The 17629-nt window shown below is 42.5% G+C and carries 11 protein-coding genes; 4 read left to right on the top strand and 7 right to left on the bottom strand.

All coding sequences use genetic code 11. From position 1 onward, the window contains the following. Positions 1-82: 82 nt before the first annotated feature. The 5 genes from J0654_RS11965 to J0654_RS11985 form a co-directional block, all read right to left on the bottom strand. Entirely contained in the window at positions 83-985 is a 903-nt protein-coding gene (locus J0654_RS11965) for a histone deacetylase family protein (RefSeq protein WP_207029255.1), read from the bottom strand. Next, positions 985-3117 (bottom strand): Tex family protein, encoded by a 2133-nt coding sequence (locus J0654_RS11970; protein WP_207029257.1) that lies wholly within the window; start codon positions 3115-3117, stop codon positions 985-987. The genes J0654_RS11965 and J0654_RS11970 overlap by 1 nt, the downstream gene beginning before the upstream one ends. A gap of 85 nt (positions 3118-3202) precedes the next feature. Beyond that, the gene (gene metG, locus J0654_RS11975) at positions 3203-5278 is read right to left on the bottom strand and encodes a methionine--tRNA ligase (RefSeq protein WP_207029259.1); all 2076 of its coding nucleotides are present in this window, start codon (positions 5276-5278) and stop codon (positions 3203-3205) included. Between the two features lie 142 nt (positions 5279-5420). Further along, positions 5421-7139 (bottom strand): DUF1501 domain-containing protein, encoded by a 1719-nt coding sequence (locus tag J0654_RS11980; protein WP_207029261.1) that lies wholly within the window; start codon positions 7137-7139, stop codon positions 5421-5423. 7 nt (positions 7140-7146) lie between these two features. Continuing rightward, positions 7147-8658: a DUF1800 domain-containing protein gene (locus J0654_RS11985; protein ID WP_207029263.1), complete on the bottom strand. Its 1512-nt coding sequence runs from the start codon at positions 8656-8658 to the stop codon at positions 7147-7149. A gap of 170 nt (positions 8659-8828) precedes the next feature. Between J0654_RS11985 and J0654_RS11990 the strand changes: the two genes are divergently transcribed. The 4 genes from J0654_RS11990 (at position 8829) to J0654_RS12005 (ending at position 13306) form a co-directional block, all read left to right on the top strand. Next, positions 8829-9188 (top strand): YraN family protein, encoded by a 360-nt coding sequence (locus J0654_RS11990; protein ID WP_207029267.1) that lies wholly within the window; start codon positions 8829-8831, stop codon positions 9186-9188. Positions 9189-9243: 55 nt separating this feature from the next. Beyond that, positions 9244-9903, top strand: a complete 660-nt coding sequence (locus J0654_RS11995; RefSeq protein WP_119607470.1) for an aspartate kinase — start codon at positions 9244-9246, stop codon at positions 9901-9903. A 75-nt stretch (positions 9904-9978) separates the two neighbouring features. Then, entirely contained in the window at positions 9979-11961 is a 1983-nt protein-coding gene (locus tag J0654_RS12000; protein ID WP_207029269.1) for a DUF3352 domain-containing protein, read from the top strand. Between the two features lie 196 nt (positions 11962-12157). Then, positions 12158-13306, top strand: coding sequence for a serine hydrolase domain-containing protein (locus tag J0654_RS12005; protein WP_417949078.1), 1149 nt, complete (start codon positions 12158-12160; stop codon positions 13304-13306). A 71-nt stretch (positions 13307-13377) separates the two neighbouring features. Here J0654_RS12005 and J0654_RS12010 read toward each other — a convergent pair whose 3' ends face one another. Both J0654_RS12010 and mfd read right to left on the bottom strand, forming a co-directional pair. Next, positions 13378-13803, bottom strand: a complete 426-nt coding sequence (locus tag J0654_RS12010; RefSeq protein WP_207029273.1) for a hypothetical protein — start codon at positions 13801-13803, stop codon at positions 13378-13380. A gap of 405 nt (positions 13804-14208) precedes the next feature. After that, complete coding sequence (gene mfd / locus J0654_RS12015) at positions 14209-17604, bottom strand: transcription-repair coupling factor (protein WP_207029275.1); 3396 nt, start codon at positions 17602-17604, stop codon at positions 14209-14211. Between the last annotated feature and the right edge of the window lie 25 nt (positions 17605-17629).

Genomic DNA, 17629 nt, shown 5'->3' on the forward strand with positions numbered 1-17629 from the left:
TAGAAGCGAAATAGAGGACTAAAATAACTATTTTAAATCAATCTAAATAAAATTTAACGTTTTAGAGTTACAGCACAAGTATTTATGTTAAAATATCTTGTGCCAAACGAAAAGTATTGGCATGTGCTTCCACTATAATTCTGATTTCTGGCGAATAACCGCCGCCCATGCTACATTGAACCGGAATCTTGGCGTCATTGCAAGTTTCAAGTACAAAACGGTCCCGTTCCTTGCAACCATCCAATGTCATGGACAGAGTGCCCAATTTATCGGTTTCCAGCACATCAACCCCACAGAGGTAGAAAATAAAATCTGGACGGACCTCCTCCAATAATTCGGGAAGGGTCTTTTTTAAAATGGATAGGTACTCTTCATCCGTAGTGCCCTTTTCCAACGGGATATCCAAATCCGAAGTTTCCTTTTTAAAAGGGTAGTTGCCCTTGCCGTGCATGGAGAAGGTGAAAACAGCATTGTCGGTCCTAAAGATTTCGGCTGTGCCATTGCCTTGATGTACATCCAAGTCCACGATCAATATCTTTTCGGCCAATTTGTGCTTCAACAGATATCGAGCCCCAATGGCTTGATCGTTCAGCATACAGAAGGCCTCGCCTCTATCCGAATAGGCATGGTGCGTTCCTCCGGCAATATTCATGGAAATGCCATTTTCAAGGGCATAATGGCAACCTTTTATGGTTCCATCGGCTATAATGCGTTCACGTTTGACCAGCTCATCACTTAATGGGAAACCAATTTTTCGGGCTTCTCTTTTGGATAGCTCCAAGTTGATTAAATTTCTGTAGTAAGATTCATCGTGGGCTGCCAAAATATGATGGTCCTCTGGAAAGGAGGGCTCAAAAAAGTTGTCCTTGGTGCAAGTACCCTCATAAAGTAATTGCTGTGGCAACAGCTCGTATTTGATCATCGGAAACCGATGTCCCAAGGGCAATGGGTGTTTGTAGATGGGGTGATAGGCTATTTTGAGCATTAGGCACCTTGTTTATGCAAAGCCAACTGTATTCGCTTTCGAGGCACATCTACGTCCAATACTTTTACCACTACCTGTTGATGAAGGCTCACATGTTCGTTGACATCTTTTACAAAAGTATCCGATAGATTGGAAATGTGCACCAGTCCACTCTCCTTGATTCCGATATCCACAAAGCACCCAAAATTGGTGATGTTATTGACAATACCGGGTAGCAGTTGACCTTGTCGCAAATCGGTAATTTCTTTGATGTTTTGATTAAAGGTAAAAACCTTGGCCTTTTCCCGAAGATCTAACCCGGGTTTTTCCAATTCCTTTAAAATATCCTCCAGAGTGGGCATCCCTATGGTGTCCGTACAATAGGTTTTTAGGTTGATGTCTTTCAAAGCGGCCTTGTTCCCAACAATTTCAGTGAGCGAAACACCTTGGTCCTTGGCCATTTTTGACACCAAGCCGTAGCTCTCAGGGTGTACGGCCGAATCATCCAAAGGATTATCGCCATTTTTGATGCGCAGAAAACCTGCACTCTGTTCAAATGCTTTACCCCCTAATCGAGGTACGTTTTTAATTTCTTCCCTGCTTTTGAATGCCCCGTTTTCGTTTCGGTGGGCAACAATGTTTTCCGCGAGTTTGGGGCCAATGCCCGATACATAGCTTAACAGTGGTACACTTGCCGTGTTAATGTTCACTCCAACGGAATTCACACAGCTTTCCACCACTGTGTCCAAAGAAGTTTTTAGTTGGGTCTGGTCCACATCATGCTGGTATTGCCCAACTCCAATGGACTTGGCATCAATTTTCACCAATTCCGCCAAGGGGTCTGCCAAACGACGACCAATGGAAACTGCCCCCCTTACCGTTACATCGTAATTTGGAAATTCTTCCCGTGCAATTTTGGAAGCCGAGTAAATGGATGCCCCAGCTTCACTTACCACAAAAACGTCGATATCCTTTTTAAAAGGGACGCGCTTTATCAATTGCTCCGTTTCCCGGGATGCAGTTCCGTTGCCTATGGCAATGGCCTCGATTTTATAGGCATCCACCAAGGAGCTTATTTTTTTGATGGCCCCCGAACTATCTCGCTGTGGTGGATGGGGATAAATCGTTTCATTGTGTTTTAAATCGCCCTGCTCGTCCAAACATACCACTTTACAGCCCGTCCTAAAACCAGGGTCAATGGCTAAAATTCGTTTTTCGCCAAGAGGAGCGCCTAGCAACAATTGCTTTAAATTTTTGGAAAAAACCTGAATGGCAGCGGCATCTGCCTTTTCCTTGGCGATATTCAGAATTTCCTTGGACAATGATGGAAATAGGAGTCTTTTATAGGCGTCTGCAATGGCGAGTTCTATTTGCTCTGCACAGGCATTATTGGATTTGACCAAGCGGCGTTCCATATGTTGTAGCGCACGTTCACCATCAATTTCAACCTTGACTCGGATAAAACCTTCCTTTTCTGCTCGCATAATGGCCAAAAAACGGTGCGATGGGCATCGGTTCAAAGGTTCGCTCCAATCAAAATAGTCGCGAAATTTTTGGGCCTTTTCATCGTCTTTTTTGGTTTTGACAACCTTAGTCGTAATCAAGGCGTGCCGTTCCAACTGACCCCGCAATTGGTTACGGATATCGGTTCGCTCATTGATCCATTCAGAAATAATATGGCGGGCTCCTTCGAGGGCCTCATCTTCGTTGATGACATTCTTGCTGAGATATTTGGAGGCAATGAATTCAATTTCATCGCTCCGTTGTGCCATAATGATCTTGGCCAAAGGCTCCAATCCATTTTTACGCGCAGTCTCGGCTTTGGTCTTTTTACTCTTCTTAAATGGCAGGTAAAGGTCCTCCAAACTGGTTAGGTCGGAACAGTTCAAAAATTTGGCTTCTAGTTCAGGGGTAAGCGCATCCTGTTCCTTAACAGCTTTGATAATCGCAGCTTTTCGCTTTTCCAGCGCTTCGAACTGGTTTTTGAACTCAACGATGGAACCAATCTGAACCTCGTCCAAATTCCCGGTAAGTTCTTTTCGATACCTTGAAATAAAGGGAACGGTACAATCTTGGTTCAATAGCGTTACGGTATTCTCAACACTTCTCTTGGAAAGATTGGTGTGGCTAATGATGTAAGGGACAAGTTGCATAGCTTTGTTGAATTTTTAATTAGGTCATTTCACTTTCATTGGGTCGGTTAACCACGAAAATGTCACTTTTCAGTGATAAATGGACTTAATTAATTGTCTCCCCGTTGCTTACATTTTCTTCATCCGGGTTAACGAATACGAGTTTGCCATCCTTGTCTTCTGTCATCAAGATCATACCCTGACTTTCTACACCGCGAAGTTTTCTTGGGGCCAAGTTGGCAACAACGGTTACTTTTTTGCCCACAATATCTTCGGGTTTAAAGCTATTCGCAATGCCCGATACAATGGTTCGGGTATCCAGACCAGTATCCACTTTCAATACCAAAAGCTTATTGGCCTTGGGCATTTTTTCGGCTTCAATAATGGTCCCGACACGCATATCCAATTTGGAGAAATCATCAAATGTTATGGTGTCTTTTTGGGGTGTTGGTTCTTTGTCCATTTGGGCATTTGATTTTTTGGTGGCTTCCAATTTGTCCAATTGTTGTTGAATCTCTTTATCCTCAATTTTTCTGAAGAGCAATTCACTTTTGTTGATGGTGTGTCCTGCCGGAAGTAAAGCTTCGGCAGTTGCAACCCCAGCCCAGTCGGTCTCGACATTGCTTGAGCCTAGATTCAATATCTTCTTCAATTTTTCTGAAGTAAACGGTAAAAAAGGCTCGCTTAAAATAGCCAATCCCGTTGCGATCTGAAGCGCCACGTACATTATGGTTTTTACACGTTCTTCGTCTGTTTTAATGAGTTTCCATGGTTCCTGGTCTGCCAAATATTTGTTCCCCAACCGCGCCAAGTTCATCAATTGTTGACTCGCTTCACGGAAACGGTACCGTTCCAAAGAACTGGAAAGAATTTCTGGATACTCCTTCAAATCATTCAAAGCTTGTTTGTCAATGGCAGTAAAGTCAGATGGAGTTGGCACTTCGCCTCCATAATATTTATGTGTCAATACAGCCACTCGGTTCACAAAATTCCCAAAAATGGCTACCAGTTCGTTGTTGTTCCTCGATTGGAAATCCTTCCATGTAAAATCATTGTCCTTTGTTTCGGGCGCATTGGCCGTTAGGGCGTAGCGAAGCACATCCTGCATATCTGGGAACTCTTCCAAATATTCATGCAACCAGACCGCCCAGTTTTTGGAGGTGGAAAGTTTATTCCCCTCAAGGTTCAAAAACTCATTGGCAGGTACATTATCGGGTAATATAAAATCACCATTGGCCTTTAACATACTCGGGAAGATGATGCAATGGAACACAATGTTGTCCTTACCGATAAAGTGTACCAATTTGGTATCCTCGTCCTTCCAATACGGCTCCCAATCTTTGCCCTCGCGTTTGGCCCACTCCTTGGTGGAGGAAATGTAGCCGATGGGAGCGTCGAACCATACATAAAGTACTTTTCCTTCGCCGCCCTCAACGGGCACCGGGATACCCCAGTCCAAGTCACGGGTAACGGCGCGGGGTTTAAGGCCTTCATCTATCCAAGACTTGCATTGTCCATATACATTGGGTTTCCAGTCGGATTTATGCTCTTCCAAGATCCATTTTCTCAAAAAACCTTCGTAGCGGTCCAATGGCAAAAACCAATGCTTCGTCTTTTTTAAAGAAGGAACGGTCCCGGTTATGGTAGATTTTGGATTGATAAGATCGGTGGCATTCAATGAGGATCCACAATTCTCACATTGGTCACCATAGGCTTCTTCGTGCCCGCATTTGGGACAAGTTCCGATTACGAACCTGTCGGCTAAAAACTGTTTGGCCTCATCATCGTACAATTGCTCCGTTTCTTCCTCGATAAAATCTCCCTGCTCATACATTTTTTTAAAAAATTCCGAAGCAGTTTCGTGGTGGACCTTCGCCGAGGTCCTGGAATAATTGTCAAAAGAAATTCCAAAATCAGCAAACGATTTTTTGATGATGCTATGGTACTTATCAATAATTTCTTTTGGGGTTACACCTTCTTTTTTGGCCTTCATGGAAATGGCCACCCCATGCTCGTCGCTCCCACAAACAAAGGCTACATCGTTTCCTTTTAACCTTAAATAACGGGAGTAGATGTCCGCGGGGACGTAAACTCCGGCCAAGTGCCCAATATGAATGGGGCCGTTGGTGTAGGGGAGTGCCGCAGTAATGGTGTACCTGGAAGGTGATGTATTTTGAGCCATTTAATTTTTATTAGGCCCCAAAAATACTGATTTTAACGGGATAGACATAAAAAAGGAACCCTCCGAAAATGCGACCCTGTTTGGGGTAAGAGGTGCATCATCGAAGGGCTCCACAAAATGGATAACAAATTGTCCCGCTTCTTTACGCAATCATTACTGATTTGCTCATCTTTTTTTCTCCTACGGAGATTCGATATATATATTTTCCTGTGGATAAACTATCTCGCATACGTTCACGGATATTGATGTCCACTGCGCCTTCCAACATCATTTCGTTGAATAAGGTTCCCACACGTTGTCCCAAAATATTGAAGAGTTCAATATCTACATGGGCCGAAACTGGCATTTCCAAATGGATGTACGGATCTTTTGGAGATGTTGCTGGGTATACGGCTGCGTGTTCTATGGTATCCAAAATATCAATATTTGGGTCCAAAGGGTCTTGACTTGGTGGTGTTTCCGGTAATATTGGTGGATCGTTGTCCATGGCAATATCATCAAAAGTTTCCCCGCTACAATTAAATCCAAGGTCGATTGCCTGATAGGGATGCCCCAATAAATGTTGTTCTACGGATGCTCTTGGAACACAGAGCCATTCTGCCAATACAGTTCCATAGAGGTTTCTAAAGTCCATGGTATATTCCAGGTTTCCACGGTTATTGGGTTCGTCCAAGGATGGGTGGTCACCAACAAAAGCGCTTCCGCTTAATCCTGAACCAAAGAACAGGGTAGGAGCAGCCTTTCCGTGATCGGTACCGTTGGAGCCATTTTCGAATATTCTTCGACCGAATTCGGAAAAAGTCATGCTCAATACTTTATCATCCTGTTCAGTAAAAGTGAGGTCTTCGTAGAAATTATTGATGGCAACGGATAAGTTGGACATCAATCGTTCGTGTACAATGGGTTGGTTTCCGTGGGTGTCAAATCCTCCCATGGAGATCATATACACTTTGGTGCCCAAGTTTCCTTTGATCAAACGCGCCAATAGTGCCAATTGTCTTGCAAAACCATTGTCTTGATACTCTACTTGATTTTGACCTGCCATGTAGGCATCATGAATAATGCCGGCATATTCGTAAGTAGTGTTAGCCACACCACGAAGGAACTTCAATTGGTCCCCGTACATACAATCATCAAACGGGGCATTTTCAATATCGTAAAAGGTTCCGGTCTCTGCGATTTGTTCTAATTGATCTACGTTGTTGGTCACAAAGGCATAGTTGGTTTCTTCACCTTGGAAGACCAAGTTCGCCAAGTTTCCAATTTGAATAGCTGCCGGGGCAGCTGGTGGATTGATCAGATAATCTGGATAAAGCTCCTCAAAGTGACGGCCCATCCAGCCAGTGTTCTCCCCAGAGAAACCGGTTGTGGTCAAATCCGTATTGGCAAAAATATCCGAACCTGTAAAATGGGAAAGGCTTTGATTTTCATATCCAACCCCGTGCACAGCCTTAAATTGGCCATCTCCCCAAAGAGGTTCTAGGGCACTCATATACGTGGGCACCCCAAAATCGTCGGTAAGTTTCAGGACCTTACTTTCTGGAATATAGATGTTGGGCCTTGCATTTGCATAAGTATCATATTGTTGAATTGGGATTACGGTACTGAGCCCGTCGTTCCCTCCGGATAATCGTATCAGGATCAGAATATTGTCTGTTTCCGCAGCAGCAACCGCAGCCGTAAGTGGCGATGGTGCTGAAGCTGATATCATATGGCTTCCCAAAAACATGGAACCTGAACCTGCAATCCCCAAAGCTTGGATAAAGGAACGCCGACTCCATTTTTTATGTTCTAGATCATGGCCATCGTGTTCGATGCCCTTGTGAGGAGAATTATCGTGGTTATGGTGATTATCGCACATGATAGGGTTATTTGAGTTGAAATTCGGGTTCTCTTGATATATGACGTAATAAAACGTAGACCTGAGTAGGAACCTCCATACTTGATGAAAGAACCCACCATCCGTTACCGCCAGGAATATAATCTGATGAATAATATTCCTCAGGTACATCATCTATTTTGAAAGCATCCATGGCTTTTTCAAAATCAGCATCCGTTAAAAGGCCTTTGGGCGTAAATTTGTTCACCAATGCCCTAACCACTATTTCTGGATTACTGGTATTGCTGTCGGCAGGACCAACGGCATCCATGGCCAAAGTTCTGAATTGTTCTGGGTCGTTTTGAAAAAAGCGGTCTATGAACACCTCCATGGTGAGCCATCGCCCAATAATGAAATTGGTGTTGATCCACGTTCGGTCTCGTTGCCATCCTTCCACTTCGGGAGGTTGAAAAAAACGTTGTCCTATCAAGGAACAAGCATCGATCATATTTAAAACAGTTCCATCATCATAAGAGAAACCGTTTTCCTTTAGAAAGTTGAAGTATAGGTCTGCAGGACTTTTTATAATGACCCCAATGGCGGTTTCATCAAAAAAGTGTTGACTTTTAAAAAGCTGGCGTAATACAGGTGCTATCTCAAAACCATTGCTAATAAAGGTTTGGGCCAACCCATCAATAATCTGAGGTGCGATTCCTCCATCTTCGTTGGTGGAATCGGGATGAACAAAGAATTCATATAGTTTTTTACAGATGAACCAGCCAATCTCATCTGGCCTTTGATTAAATAGGATATCGATAACATCATCGTATCCCCAATTTCCTGTTTGACCAAATATGGTCTTGTTCTCGGTATTGAATTCCGTTGGGTCGAAAGTTACTTGGGTACACCCTTCCTCACCGCGTTCCGTATATCCTGATAAAGCTTTGGAAGTTTCAATGATGTCTTCTTCGGTGTAGTTGTTTCCCTCTCCCAAGGTAAATAGCTCGTATAGTTCACGTGCATAGTTTTCGTTGGGGTTATCCCCTCTGTTCCGAACACCATCCAAATAATAGAGCATCGCACTGGTAAGGCCAATTTCGCTGGTAAATGTCTTAAAATTGCCCAAGGCATTTCGCTGCAAGCAATTCATATAATAAAACAAAAACTGGGGGCAATCATAAGTCTCCAACTGGGTTACAAAGTGGTTGCTCCAGAAAAAGCTCATTCTGTCCAGCAACTCATTACTTACTAAAGCATTTCCGTATGTGGTAGTAAAATCTTCAATTTGAGCCCTACGTAATTGCCGAGCCATATCCTCGTCTGCAGGGTAATTGGTATCGTTCCAATCCGCCCATTCCGGTGCAGGAATGATGGGCGCGGCAAGCGCTTGATTTACCAAGTTATCGACTAAAGTATCGGCTGTTTGTCCAACAGCGGCATTGATGGTTTGCACCGAAGCACTGAAACCAAGCCTTCGGTACAAGTGGGCCGCACGTAACTCGTCCAATGGAGTAGTGTACGGCGTCAAGGTTGAGGAATTACAATTGATAAAGTACTCCATAGCAATTTCTGGCGTTAATTTGGTACATAGTTTTGGGGAAACTATATGCTTATGCTAGTGTTGGATGTGGTTCAATTGAGCCAACAAATTACAATCTTAACGCTCTTAAGTCCATGAACGACCAAATTTTTCGATGAAATGCGCATTTTTTTTAAATCTTTGCAAAATCTATGGCAAATCATAACACATTTGGGAAACTCGGAGAACAAAAGGCCGTAGACTTTTTAAAGGCTTCAGGGTATATAATCAAAGTACGTAACTATCGTTATCTCAATGCCGAAGTAGATATCATCGCCGAAAAGGATAACATCTTGGCGGTTGTTGAGGTAAAGTCAAGAAACAAAGGGTTCCTCGAAGATATTTCCAATGTGATCTCCCCTAAAAAAATCAAACTTTTGACCTTGGCGGCCAATCACTATTTAGAGGAAATCAATACCGATTTGGAGGTGAGATTTGATGTGATCACAGTGGTAAAAAACAGTAATGATTATGAAATTGAGCACTTTGAAAACGCTTTCTATCATTTTTAACCATTTGTTTGTTTTGTAACAATATGTTATTTTTGTTCAAAAGCAACCTAAAATAATGAAAACAATATCTGCTGTAGTAGAGCATTACATCAAGAAGAAACCTTTCCTTCAGACTGCCTTGGCTCAAGGGATCATCAACCTTACCTCTTTATCTCGACAAATAAAACCTGAAATCGCCGAAGAATTGGGTAAAGATGTAAAGGATGGCGCCATTGTTATGGCACTCAAACGTCTTTCGGATGATTTGGAGTTTAGGGCCACTCACAAAATCGTAAAAGTGCTCAAAAATATTGGCGAGATCACAGTGCGCTCCAACTTGACGGATTATACTTTTTTGGCTTCCGATACCATACTGCAACAGCAAGCTAGATTGTTGGAGGAAGTAAACGCCAACCAAGATGTTTTCTATACCTCTTCTCGTGGTGTAAACGAAATCAATATTGTGATCAGCAATGTAATGGATGGGGTGGTGGAAAAGTATTTTAAAATGGAGCGTTGTACCCAAAAGGCGGAAGGACTTTCTTCCATTACCGTGAAGTTGCCTGCCGAGAACGTTTCCGTACCCGGAATCTATTACTTCATCTTTCAGCGATTGGCCTGGGAGGGCATTGTGCTGTACGAGGTGATTTCCACAACCAACGAGTTTACTATTTTGGTGAACGATGAACAGGTAGACGTTGCTTTTAAAACAATAAAAGACTTAAAATCACTTTAAAATAAGTTTCCTTTTTATGGATCTAAACTAAAAAGGCATCTTCTTCGTTCTTGAAGGAGACACTTTTTGGAAATAATGACCAAAAAAAGGATTCTTTACGGTATTCTAGGCTTAATAGTACTGTACCTGTGCTATTTGGCCTATATTTTTATACTATCTCCCAGGACCAACCTGCAGTCCATTTACTTGATACCAAAAGATGCTGTTTTCATTATTGAATCGGAACAACCCGTAGAAAGTTGGGAAAAAATAAGTAAGAGCGAAGCTTGGCACCACCTTAAAAAGAACGACTATTTTTCGGACCTTACCGAAAACATTCAAAGGGTAGATTCTGTTTTCAACGACAATCATAAACTGTTCGAGTTTTTTGACAACCGTTCCCTGTTTATATCCATCCATATGATTTCCCAAAAGGATTATGGGATTTTTTATGTACTGGACCTCAAACGCATAGCAAAACTGCAATTGCTCAAAACCTATTTGAACACGCTATTGGATGATGGTTATGTGCTAAGCAAACGGACGTACCACGAACACGAAATTTTGGAAGTACACGACCTGGAGAGCAAGGAAACCATGTATCTGGCCTTTATCAAAAACCAGTTGGTGGCTTCCTATACACATACCTTGGTCGAAGCTTCCATTGATCAATATGTGGAACCGGTTTTGGGACGTAACCTCAATTTTTTGGAAATCAATCAGAAAGTCGGGCATGAGGATCTGTTTCGATTGTACACCCAGTATCATTATTTTGATGATTACATTAAAATGTATTCGGACAGGCCTTCCGATTGGGTAAAACGGGTTAGCGAAAACTTTTTGTTCTCGGGCTTCTATTTTGATCTGGATGATAACAGCACGCTAACGGCCAACGGATATACCAACATCAGCGCCGTGAACGAATACTATTTGGAAGCCCTGCAAAAATCGGGCAAGGCAGAGCGCTCCATTCCCGAAGTGGCACCGAATAGCACAGCACTCTACATTAGTTATGGGTTTGATAGCTTCACCGAGTTCTACAGGAATTTCGAGATGGTACAGCAGAACGACCCCGAACAGTTCGAGAGCTATCAAGAGGGAATTGGCAAGGTGGAAAAAATCCTCAAGATCGATATAAAGGAAAATTTTGTGAGTTGGATCGGTGATGAAATCGCCGTACTTCAAATCCAATCCCACATTACCAAAGGTAAAAATGATGTTGCGCTTGTACTCAAAGCCAACAATGCTAAAGATGCCAAAACCAATTTGGATTTTGTGGTGGAACAGATCCGCAAAAAAACACCCGTAAAGTTCAAGGCGGTAAATTACAAGGACTACGAAATCAATTTCCTCTCCATCAAAGGATTTTTCAAGATGCTCTTGGGTGGTAGGTTCGAGGAGTTTGACAAACCTTACTTCACCCAAATCGATGACTTTGTGATTTTTAGTGATAGCCCCAATACCCTAAAGGGTATAATTGATAAGGTCTCAGAGGGAGACATACTTGCGACCTCGGAAAGGTTCAAAAATTTTGATCAAAAATTCGATTCGGAATCCACTGTTTTCGTTTACAGCAACGTGCCTTTGCTGTTTGATAATATGTATGCCTTGGCTGATGCCCCGACCAAACAAAAAATGCGCAAGAACAAGGATTTCATTATTTGTTTCCCACAAGTGGGGTTGCAACTGACCCCTGAAGATGATTTGTTCGAAAGTCGTTTGGTGCTCAACTATCAAGATGTGGAGGAAGTAAAGAAAGCGACCAGTCTTCCGAAAAGGATCAACACAACGACTCCAAAAACTCAAAATACGGTTTCAACCGAGATCACTGATGCGGTTTTCGATCTAAATCCTATCTATCCAACGGATTTAAATGCCAAATCCTTCAGTAAAAAATACCCCAGCGGAAACATACGGTTTGAAGTGGACTTAAAAGATGGTTTAAAGCACGGGCGTTATGAGGAATTTTATCCGGACGGTACTCGAAAAATCCGTGGCCGCTTCCGCAATGACGAGCAAGTAGGTACTTGGCGCTATTATGATAAAGAGGGCGACCAAGTATATAAAAAGCGATTTTAGATTTCTCGTCGCTACGCTCTGTCGAAATGACCTCGAAACATTCCATGTCATTTCGAACGGATGTGAGAAATCTATTTTAAAATCCTAAGCGAAGCTAAGAATCCCTTTTAAAATTCCCCGATTGCGATGAGTGGATAAATTCGGCAACAATCACTACCTTTCTTGCTTAAAACCAAACCTCCGACAAATGAAAAACATGCTAGTTGCAGCAGCTCTTCTTGTTGCATTCACGACAACACTGGACACCAGCGCACAACAAATCAATTTCCCCAAACGCTATGAAACTTGGAAGTCTCCGGAAAAAGGGCAATTCAAGTATGATGAAGTAAAGCTGAACAAAGCTGTGGAATATGCCAATGCCAACGAGTATTCGGGTTCACGGGATATCCGACAAGCTATACTGGAGGGTTTTAAACGTGAACCTTTTCATGAAATTCTAGGTCCAACTAAAAAACGAGGTGGTCCTGCGGGCATGATCATGAAGAATGGCTATGTATTGGCTTCGTGGGGAGACACCAAACGGGTGGATATGACCTTTAGTGTTACCAAAAGCTTTTTGTCCACTGTGGCCGGACTTGCCGAAGATCAGGGATTGATAAAGGACACCAAGGACAAGGTGATTGATTACATCTGGGATGGCACTTTTGATGGTGCCCACAATTCCAAGATAACTTGGGAGCATTTGTTGCAGCAAAATTCCGATTGGTCGGGTGAACTTTGGGGCGGAAAAGATTGGGCCGACCGTCCACCGAGCGAAGGAGGTCTGGACGATTGGAAATTCCGAACGCTCAACGAACCAGGTACTGTAATGGAATACAATGACGTTCGTGTGAACGTGCTCGCCTATTCGCTTACCCATGTGTGGAGAAAACCGGTACCCATGGTACTCAAAGAAGAAGTTATGGACAAAATTGGTGCGACCACATCATGGAGATGGTTTGGGTACGATAACGCTTGGACTGTGGTGGATGGCCTTAAAATGAAATCCGTAACAGGTGGCGGACACTCGGGTGCCGGACTTTTTATTTCCACAGAGGATATGGCCCGTTTTGGAACCTTGTTTTTGAACAACGGGAAATGGGAAGATGAACAGATTATTAGTGAGAATTGGATCAAAAAAGCTACAACCCCATCAGTTCCGAATGTAAATTATGGCTATATGTGGTGGCTCAACCAGCAAGGTGGTAGATACTGGGAAGATGTTCCCGAGCATGTGTTTTATGCTGCTGGTTTTGGAGGTAATTTTATTGTGGTTGACCAAAAAAGTGGATTGGTCATCGTTACCCGTTGGTTGGAACCTTCAAAAATTGGGGAGTTTGTAAAACAGGTGTACGAGGCTTTCTAATAAAAGTTGATATAGTCAAATTTTGTAATGTGAGACAAAGTTAAGCGGGCCAAAGTTGGCCCGCTTTAATTTTATTGCTCTTCGCAGTTTGAGTCTATTGAAAACCTGAAATTTTTGTCATTTAACTTTGCGATAGAAGGGTCGTTTCTATGGTCAGGTTTATAAGATGCACCTGTACCTAAATCAACACCTATTCCTAAAATACCCCAAGTTAAGACACTTAAAATAAAGTTTCCGGTTCTAAAAGCATTTTCAAAGTTTTTTGTAACTGGTTCGCAGCCATCCTCCTTGATTTCTACCTTTACAGGCCTGTTACGTTTTAATATTTTAGTAACCTCACCTTGACCTGATTTTTCCCCATTGATATAAATATCAGCATTGGGTCTTCCATTTGCTACAAATGTTCCATTGTATCTACTACCACCGAACATTACACCGCAACTTGAAAATTGTAAACTAAGGAATAAAATGGTCATAAAAATACCTGCTCTTTTCATAATTATGAATTAGTTGTTTAGGTTTACTAAAATAGGGAGATTGGTTAAAACTGCATTTAATTTTTTCGCAAAAAATAAGAATTACCCTTATATTTTAAAGGAATTATCTGATAGCTAGGATTTTGGTTGATTGGTTGTAAGATGATTGACAATACTGCTGTATCAAACAAAAGTGGACTGGTCATTGTAACGCGCTGGCTGGAACCGTCAAAAATAGGGGAGTTCGTAAAATTGGTGTACGAGGCTTTTTAGTTGGTAAGTAAAAGTCCATCAACTTGAACTTGTTTCGGGGTCACATAATCCACTAAGGTTGAAAAATACAGGATTGATGTCATTCTGAGCGAAGCGAAGAATCTCCAATACCTAGTAATGGGATGCTGAAAAATAAGTTCGGCATGACGCACATTATGCGGAAACATTTTCCTTATGAGGGGTAAAAGGTTCCAGAACCTGTAACGCTTTGTCCACACTCGTAATCTTATCAAAAACCAAAAGCAATCGTAATCCATTTCGGGTTTGCTTCTCCTTAAGCTTTACCACTTGTGGGTGCGTTTGGGCGTATTGCAGTATTTGGGTAAATACGGCACTTTGGTAAAAACTGGATTGCTGGTCGGCTATAAAGTAACCGATGAACTTGCCCTTTTTCATAATTACCTTTTCCAAACCAATATGGGTGGCAATCCATTTAATTCGAACAGAGTTCATCAAATCAACCGCTGGCTCTGGCAATTCGCCAAAACGGTCCACCAATTGTGCTTCAAATTTTTGTAGACCTTCCTCATCCGCTACATCGTTCAATTGGGTATAAAGGTTGAGGCGTTCCGTAATATTGTTAATGTAATCATCCGGGAACAGCAGCTCAAAATCCGTATCGAGCTGCATTTCTTTCACATACACTTTCTCTTTGTCTCCCTCAACTTCATCATAAAGTTCCTTGAACTCATTTTCCTTGAGTTCATCAATGGCTTCGGACAATATTTTTTGATAGGTCTCAAATCCGATTTCGTTGATAAAACCGCTCTGTTCACCTCCCAAAAGATCTCCTGCACCACGAATTTCCAAATCCTTCATCGCAATATTGAAACCACTTCCCAAGTCTGTGAACTGTTCCAAAGCTTCAATACGCTTTCGGGCCTCTGTGGTCATGACTTCATAGGGAGGGGTAATAAAGTAGCAGAAGGCCTTTTTGTTGCTCCGACCCACACGTCCTCGCATTTGGTGAAGGTCGCTCAACCCAAAATTGTTGGCATTATGGATAAAAATGGTGTTGGCGTTGGTCACATCCAAACCACTTTCAATAATCGTGGTGGAAACCAATACATCAAACTCACCGTTCATAAAAGCGAGCATTAAGGATTCCAGTTTTTTGCCTTCCATTTGCCCGTGGCCGATTCCAATTTTGGCATCGGGAACCAAGCGTTGGATCATCCCTGCCACTTCCTTGATGTTTTCAATGCGGTTATGGATAAAGAACACCTGTCCGCCCCTTTGGATTTCATAGGACACAGCATCCCGAATAATATCTTCGTTCAATCGAATCACTTGGCTTTCGATAGGGTAGCGATTGGGAGGCGGGGTATTGATCACGGAAAGGTCCCGGGCGGCCATCAAACTAAATTGAAGGGTTCTCGGAATTGGAGTGGCAGTTAAGGTAAGTACATCTACATTTTCTTTGATGGAACGTAATTTCTCCTTTACCGAAACACCGAATTTTTGCTCCTCATCCACTATCAGCAAGCCCAAATCCTTGAACTTAACGTTTTTGTTAACCAACTGATGGGTTCCGATAATAATATCGATTTTACCAGAGGCCAATCGCTCCAATACATCCTTCTTCTCTTTGGCGGTACGGAAACGGTTGAGATAATCCACCGACACGGGCATCTCCTTTAATCGCTCCTTAAAGGTTCTGTTGTGTTGAAAGGCCAAAATGGTGGTCGGTACCAAAATAGCCACCTGTTTACCGTTGTCCACGGCCTTAAATGCGGCCCGAATGGCAACTTCCGTTTTCCCGAAACCAACATCCCCACAGATCAAGCGGTCCATTGGTCTTTCACTCTCCATATCCTTCTTTACATCTTGGGTACTTTTTTCCTGATCTGGAGTGTCCTCGTACAAGAAAGACGCTTCCAACTCGTGCTGTAGATAGCTGTCCGGAGCGTATTGAAAACCTTTTTCCAATCGACGCTTGGCGTAGACTTTTATAAGGTCGAAAGCAATTTTTTTGACCCGAGCCTTGGTTTTTTGCTTTAGCTTTTTCCAAGCAGCCGATCCCAGTTTGAATATTTTTGGAGGAGCCCCGTCCTTACCGTTGTATTTGGATATTTTGTGCAGTGAGTGGATGCTGACATAGAGAATGTCACGGTCGCCATAAATCAGTTTGATGGCCTCCTGTTTTTTGCCCTCCACATCAATTTTTTGTAATCCACCGAACTTACCGATACCGTGATCAATGTGGGTAACATAATCCCCAATTTCCAATTTGTTGAGTTCCTTTAAGGTGATGGCCTGTTTTTTGGCATAGCCGTTCTTTAAATGGAATTTGTGGTAGCGTTCAAAAATTTGATGATCGGTGTAGCAGGCAATTTTTAAATCTTGGTCAACAAAACCTTGGTAAAGCGGGAAAATGATGGTCTGATAGTGTACCGTTTCATCGACTTCATCAAAAATATCGTGAAAACGCTTGGCCTGTTGTTCCGTGGAGCAGAAAATATAGTTGCTATAACCTGCATCACGATTGTCGTTGAGGTTCTCAATGAGGAGGTCAAACTTTTTATTGAAGGAAGGTTGGGGCTTGATGTTGAACTGGATTTCGTCACCCTGAACTTGTTTTAGGGTCTCACTGGAAACTCCAATCTCAATACATAAATAATCTTGCAACTGCTCTTTCAGCGAAGCTGAATCCAAAAACAGTTCTTTGGGCTTCGCATGCTTTATTTCCTCGCTTAATTTGGCAAAACTCTCCTCCGCTTTTTCAAAAAAGGAATCAATACGATCATAGATTAAAGCAGGATTCTTGGCAAATACCACCGTTTTGGCAGAAATATATTTCAAGAAGCTTTCCCGAATTTCCTCGGTGAACTTGTTCTCCACATTCGGGATAATGGTAATCTTTTTTACTTTGTCGGTAGAGAGCTGTGTTTCCACATCAAACGTTCGGATGCTGTCCACTTCATCCCCAAAAAACTCGATACGGTAAGGCTCATCGTGCGAGAACGAAAAAACATCTACAATACCGCCCCGAACAGAAAATTCTCCTGGTTCGGTCACAAAATCCACCCGTTTGAACTGATATTCAAAGAGGACCTCGTTTAAAAAATCCAACGAAATCTCGTCGCCTATTTTTATTTTCTGGGTATTCTTGTCTAATTCCTTCCGTGTGACCACTTTTTCAAAAAGCGCATCGGGATAGGTGACGATCACCGCGGGTTTTTTTCTGGAATTGATACGGTTGAGCACTTCGGCACGCAAAAGTACATTGGCGTTGTCCGTTTCCTCAATTTGATAGGGTCTACGATAACTTCCTGGATAAAAGAGCACGTCTTTTTCACCGATGAGTTGCTCCAGGTCGTTTAAAAGGTAAGCGGCTTCCTCCTTGTCGTTTAAAATCAACAAAAATGGGGATTCAGCGGATTTAAAAGCTTCAGAAACCACAAAGGAAAGTGAGGAGCCGACAAGCCCTTTTATATTGATTTTTTGTGATGAAGCGGATTCGTTATCTCTTGTTTGGGCAATACTATCCCTCAGTTTCCCAAGTTGGGGAGACTGTTCAAAAAGTTGCGAAATCGGGGTTTTGGTCAATCCAAAAAACTTTGGTGCAAAGATA

It is taken from the genome of Flagellimonas profundi (assembly GCF_017313275.1).
In the GTDB taxonomy this organism is placed as follows: Bacteria; Bacteroidota; Bacteroidia; order Flavobacteriales; family Flavobacteriaceae; genus Flagellimonas; species Flagellimonas profundi.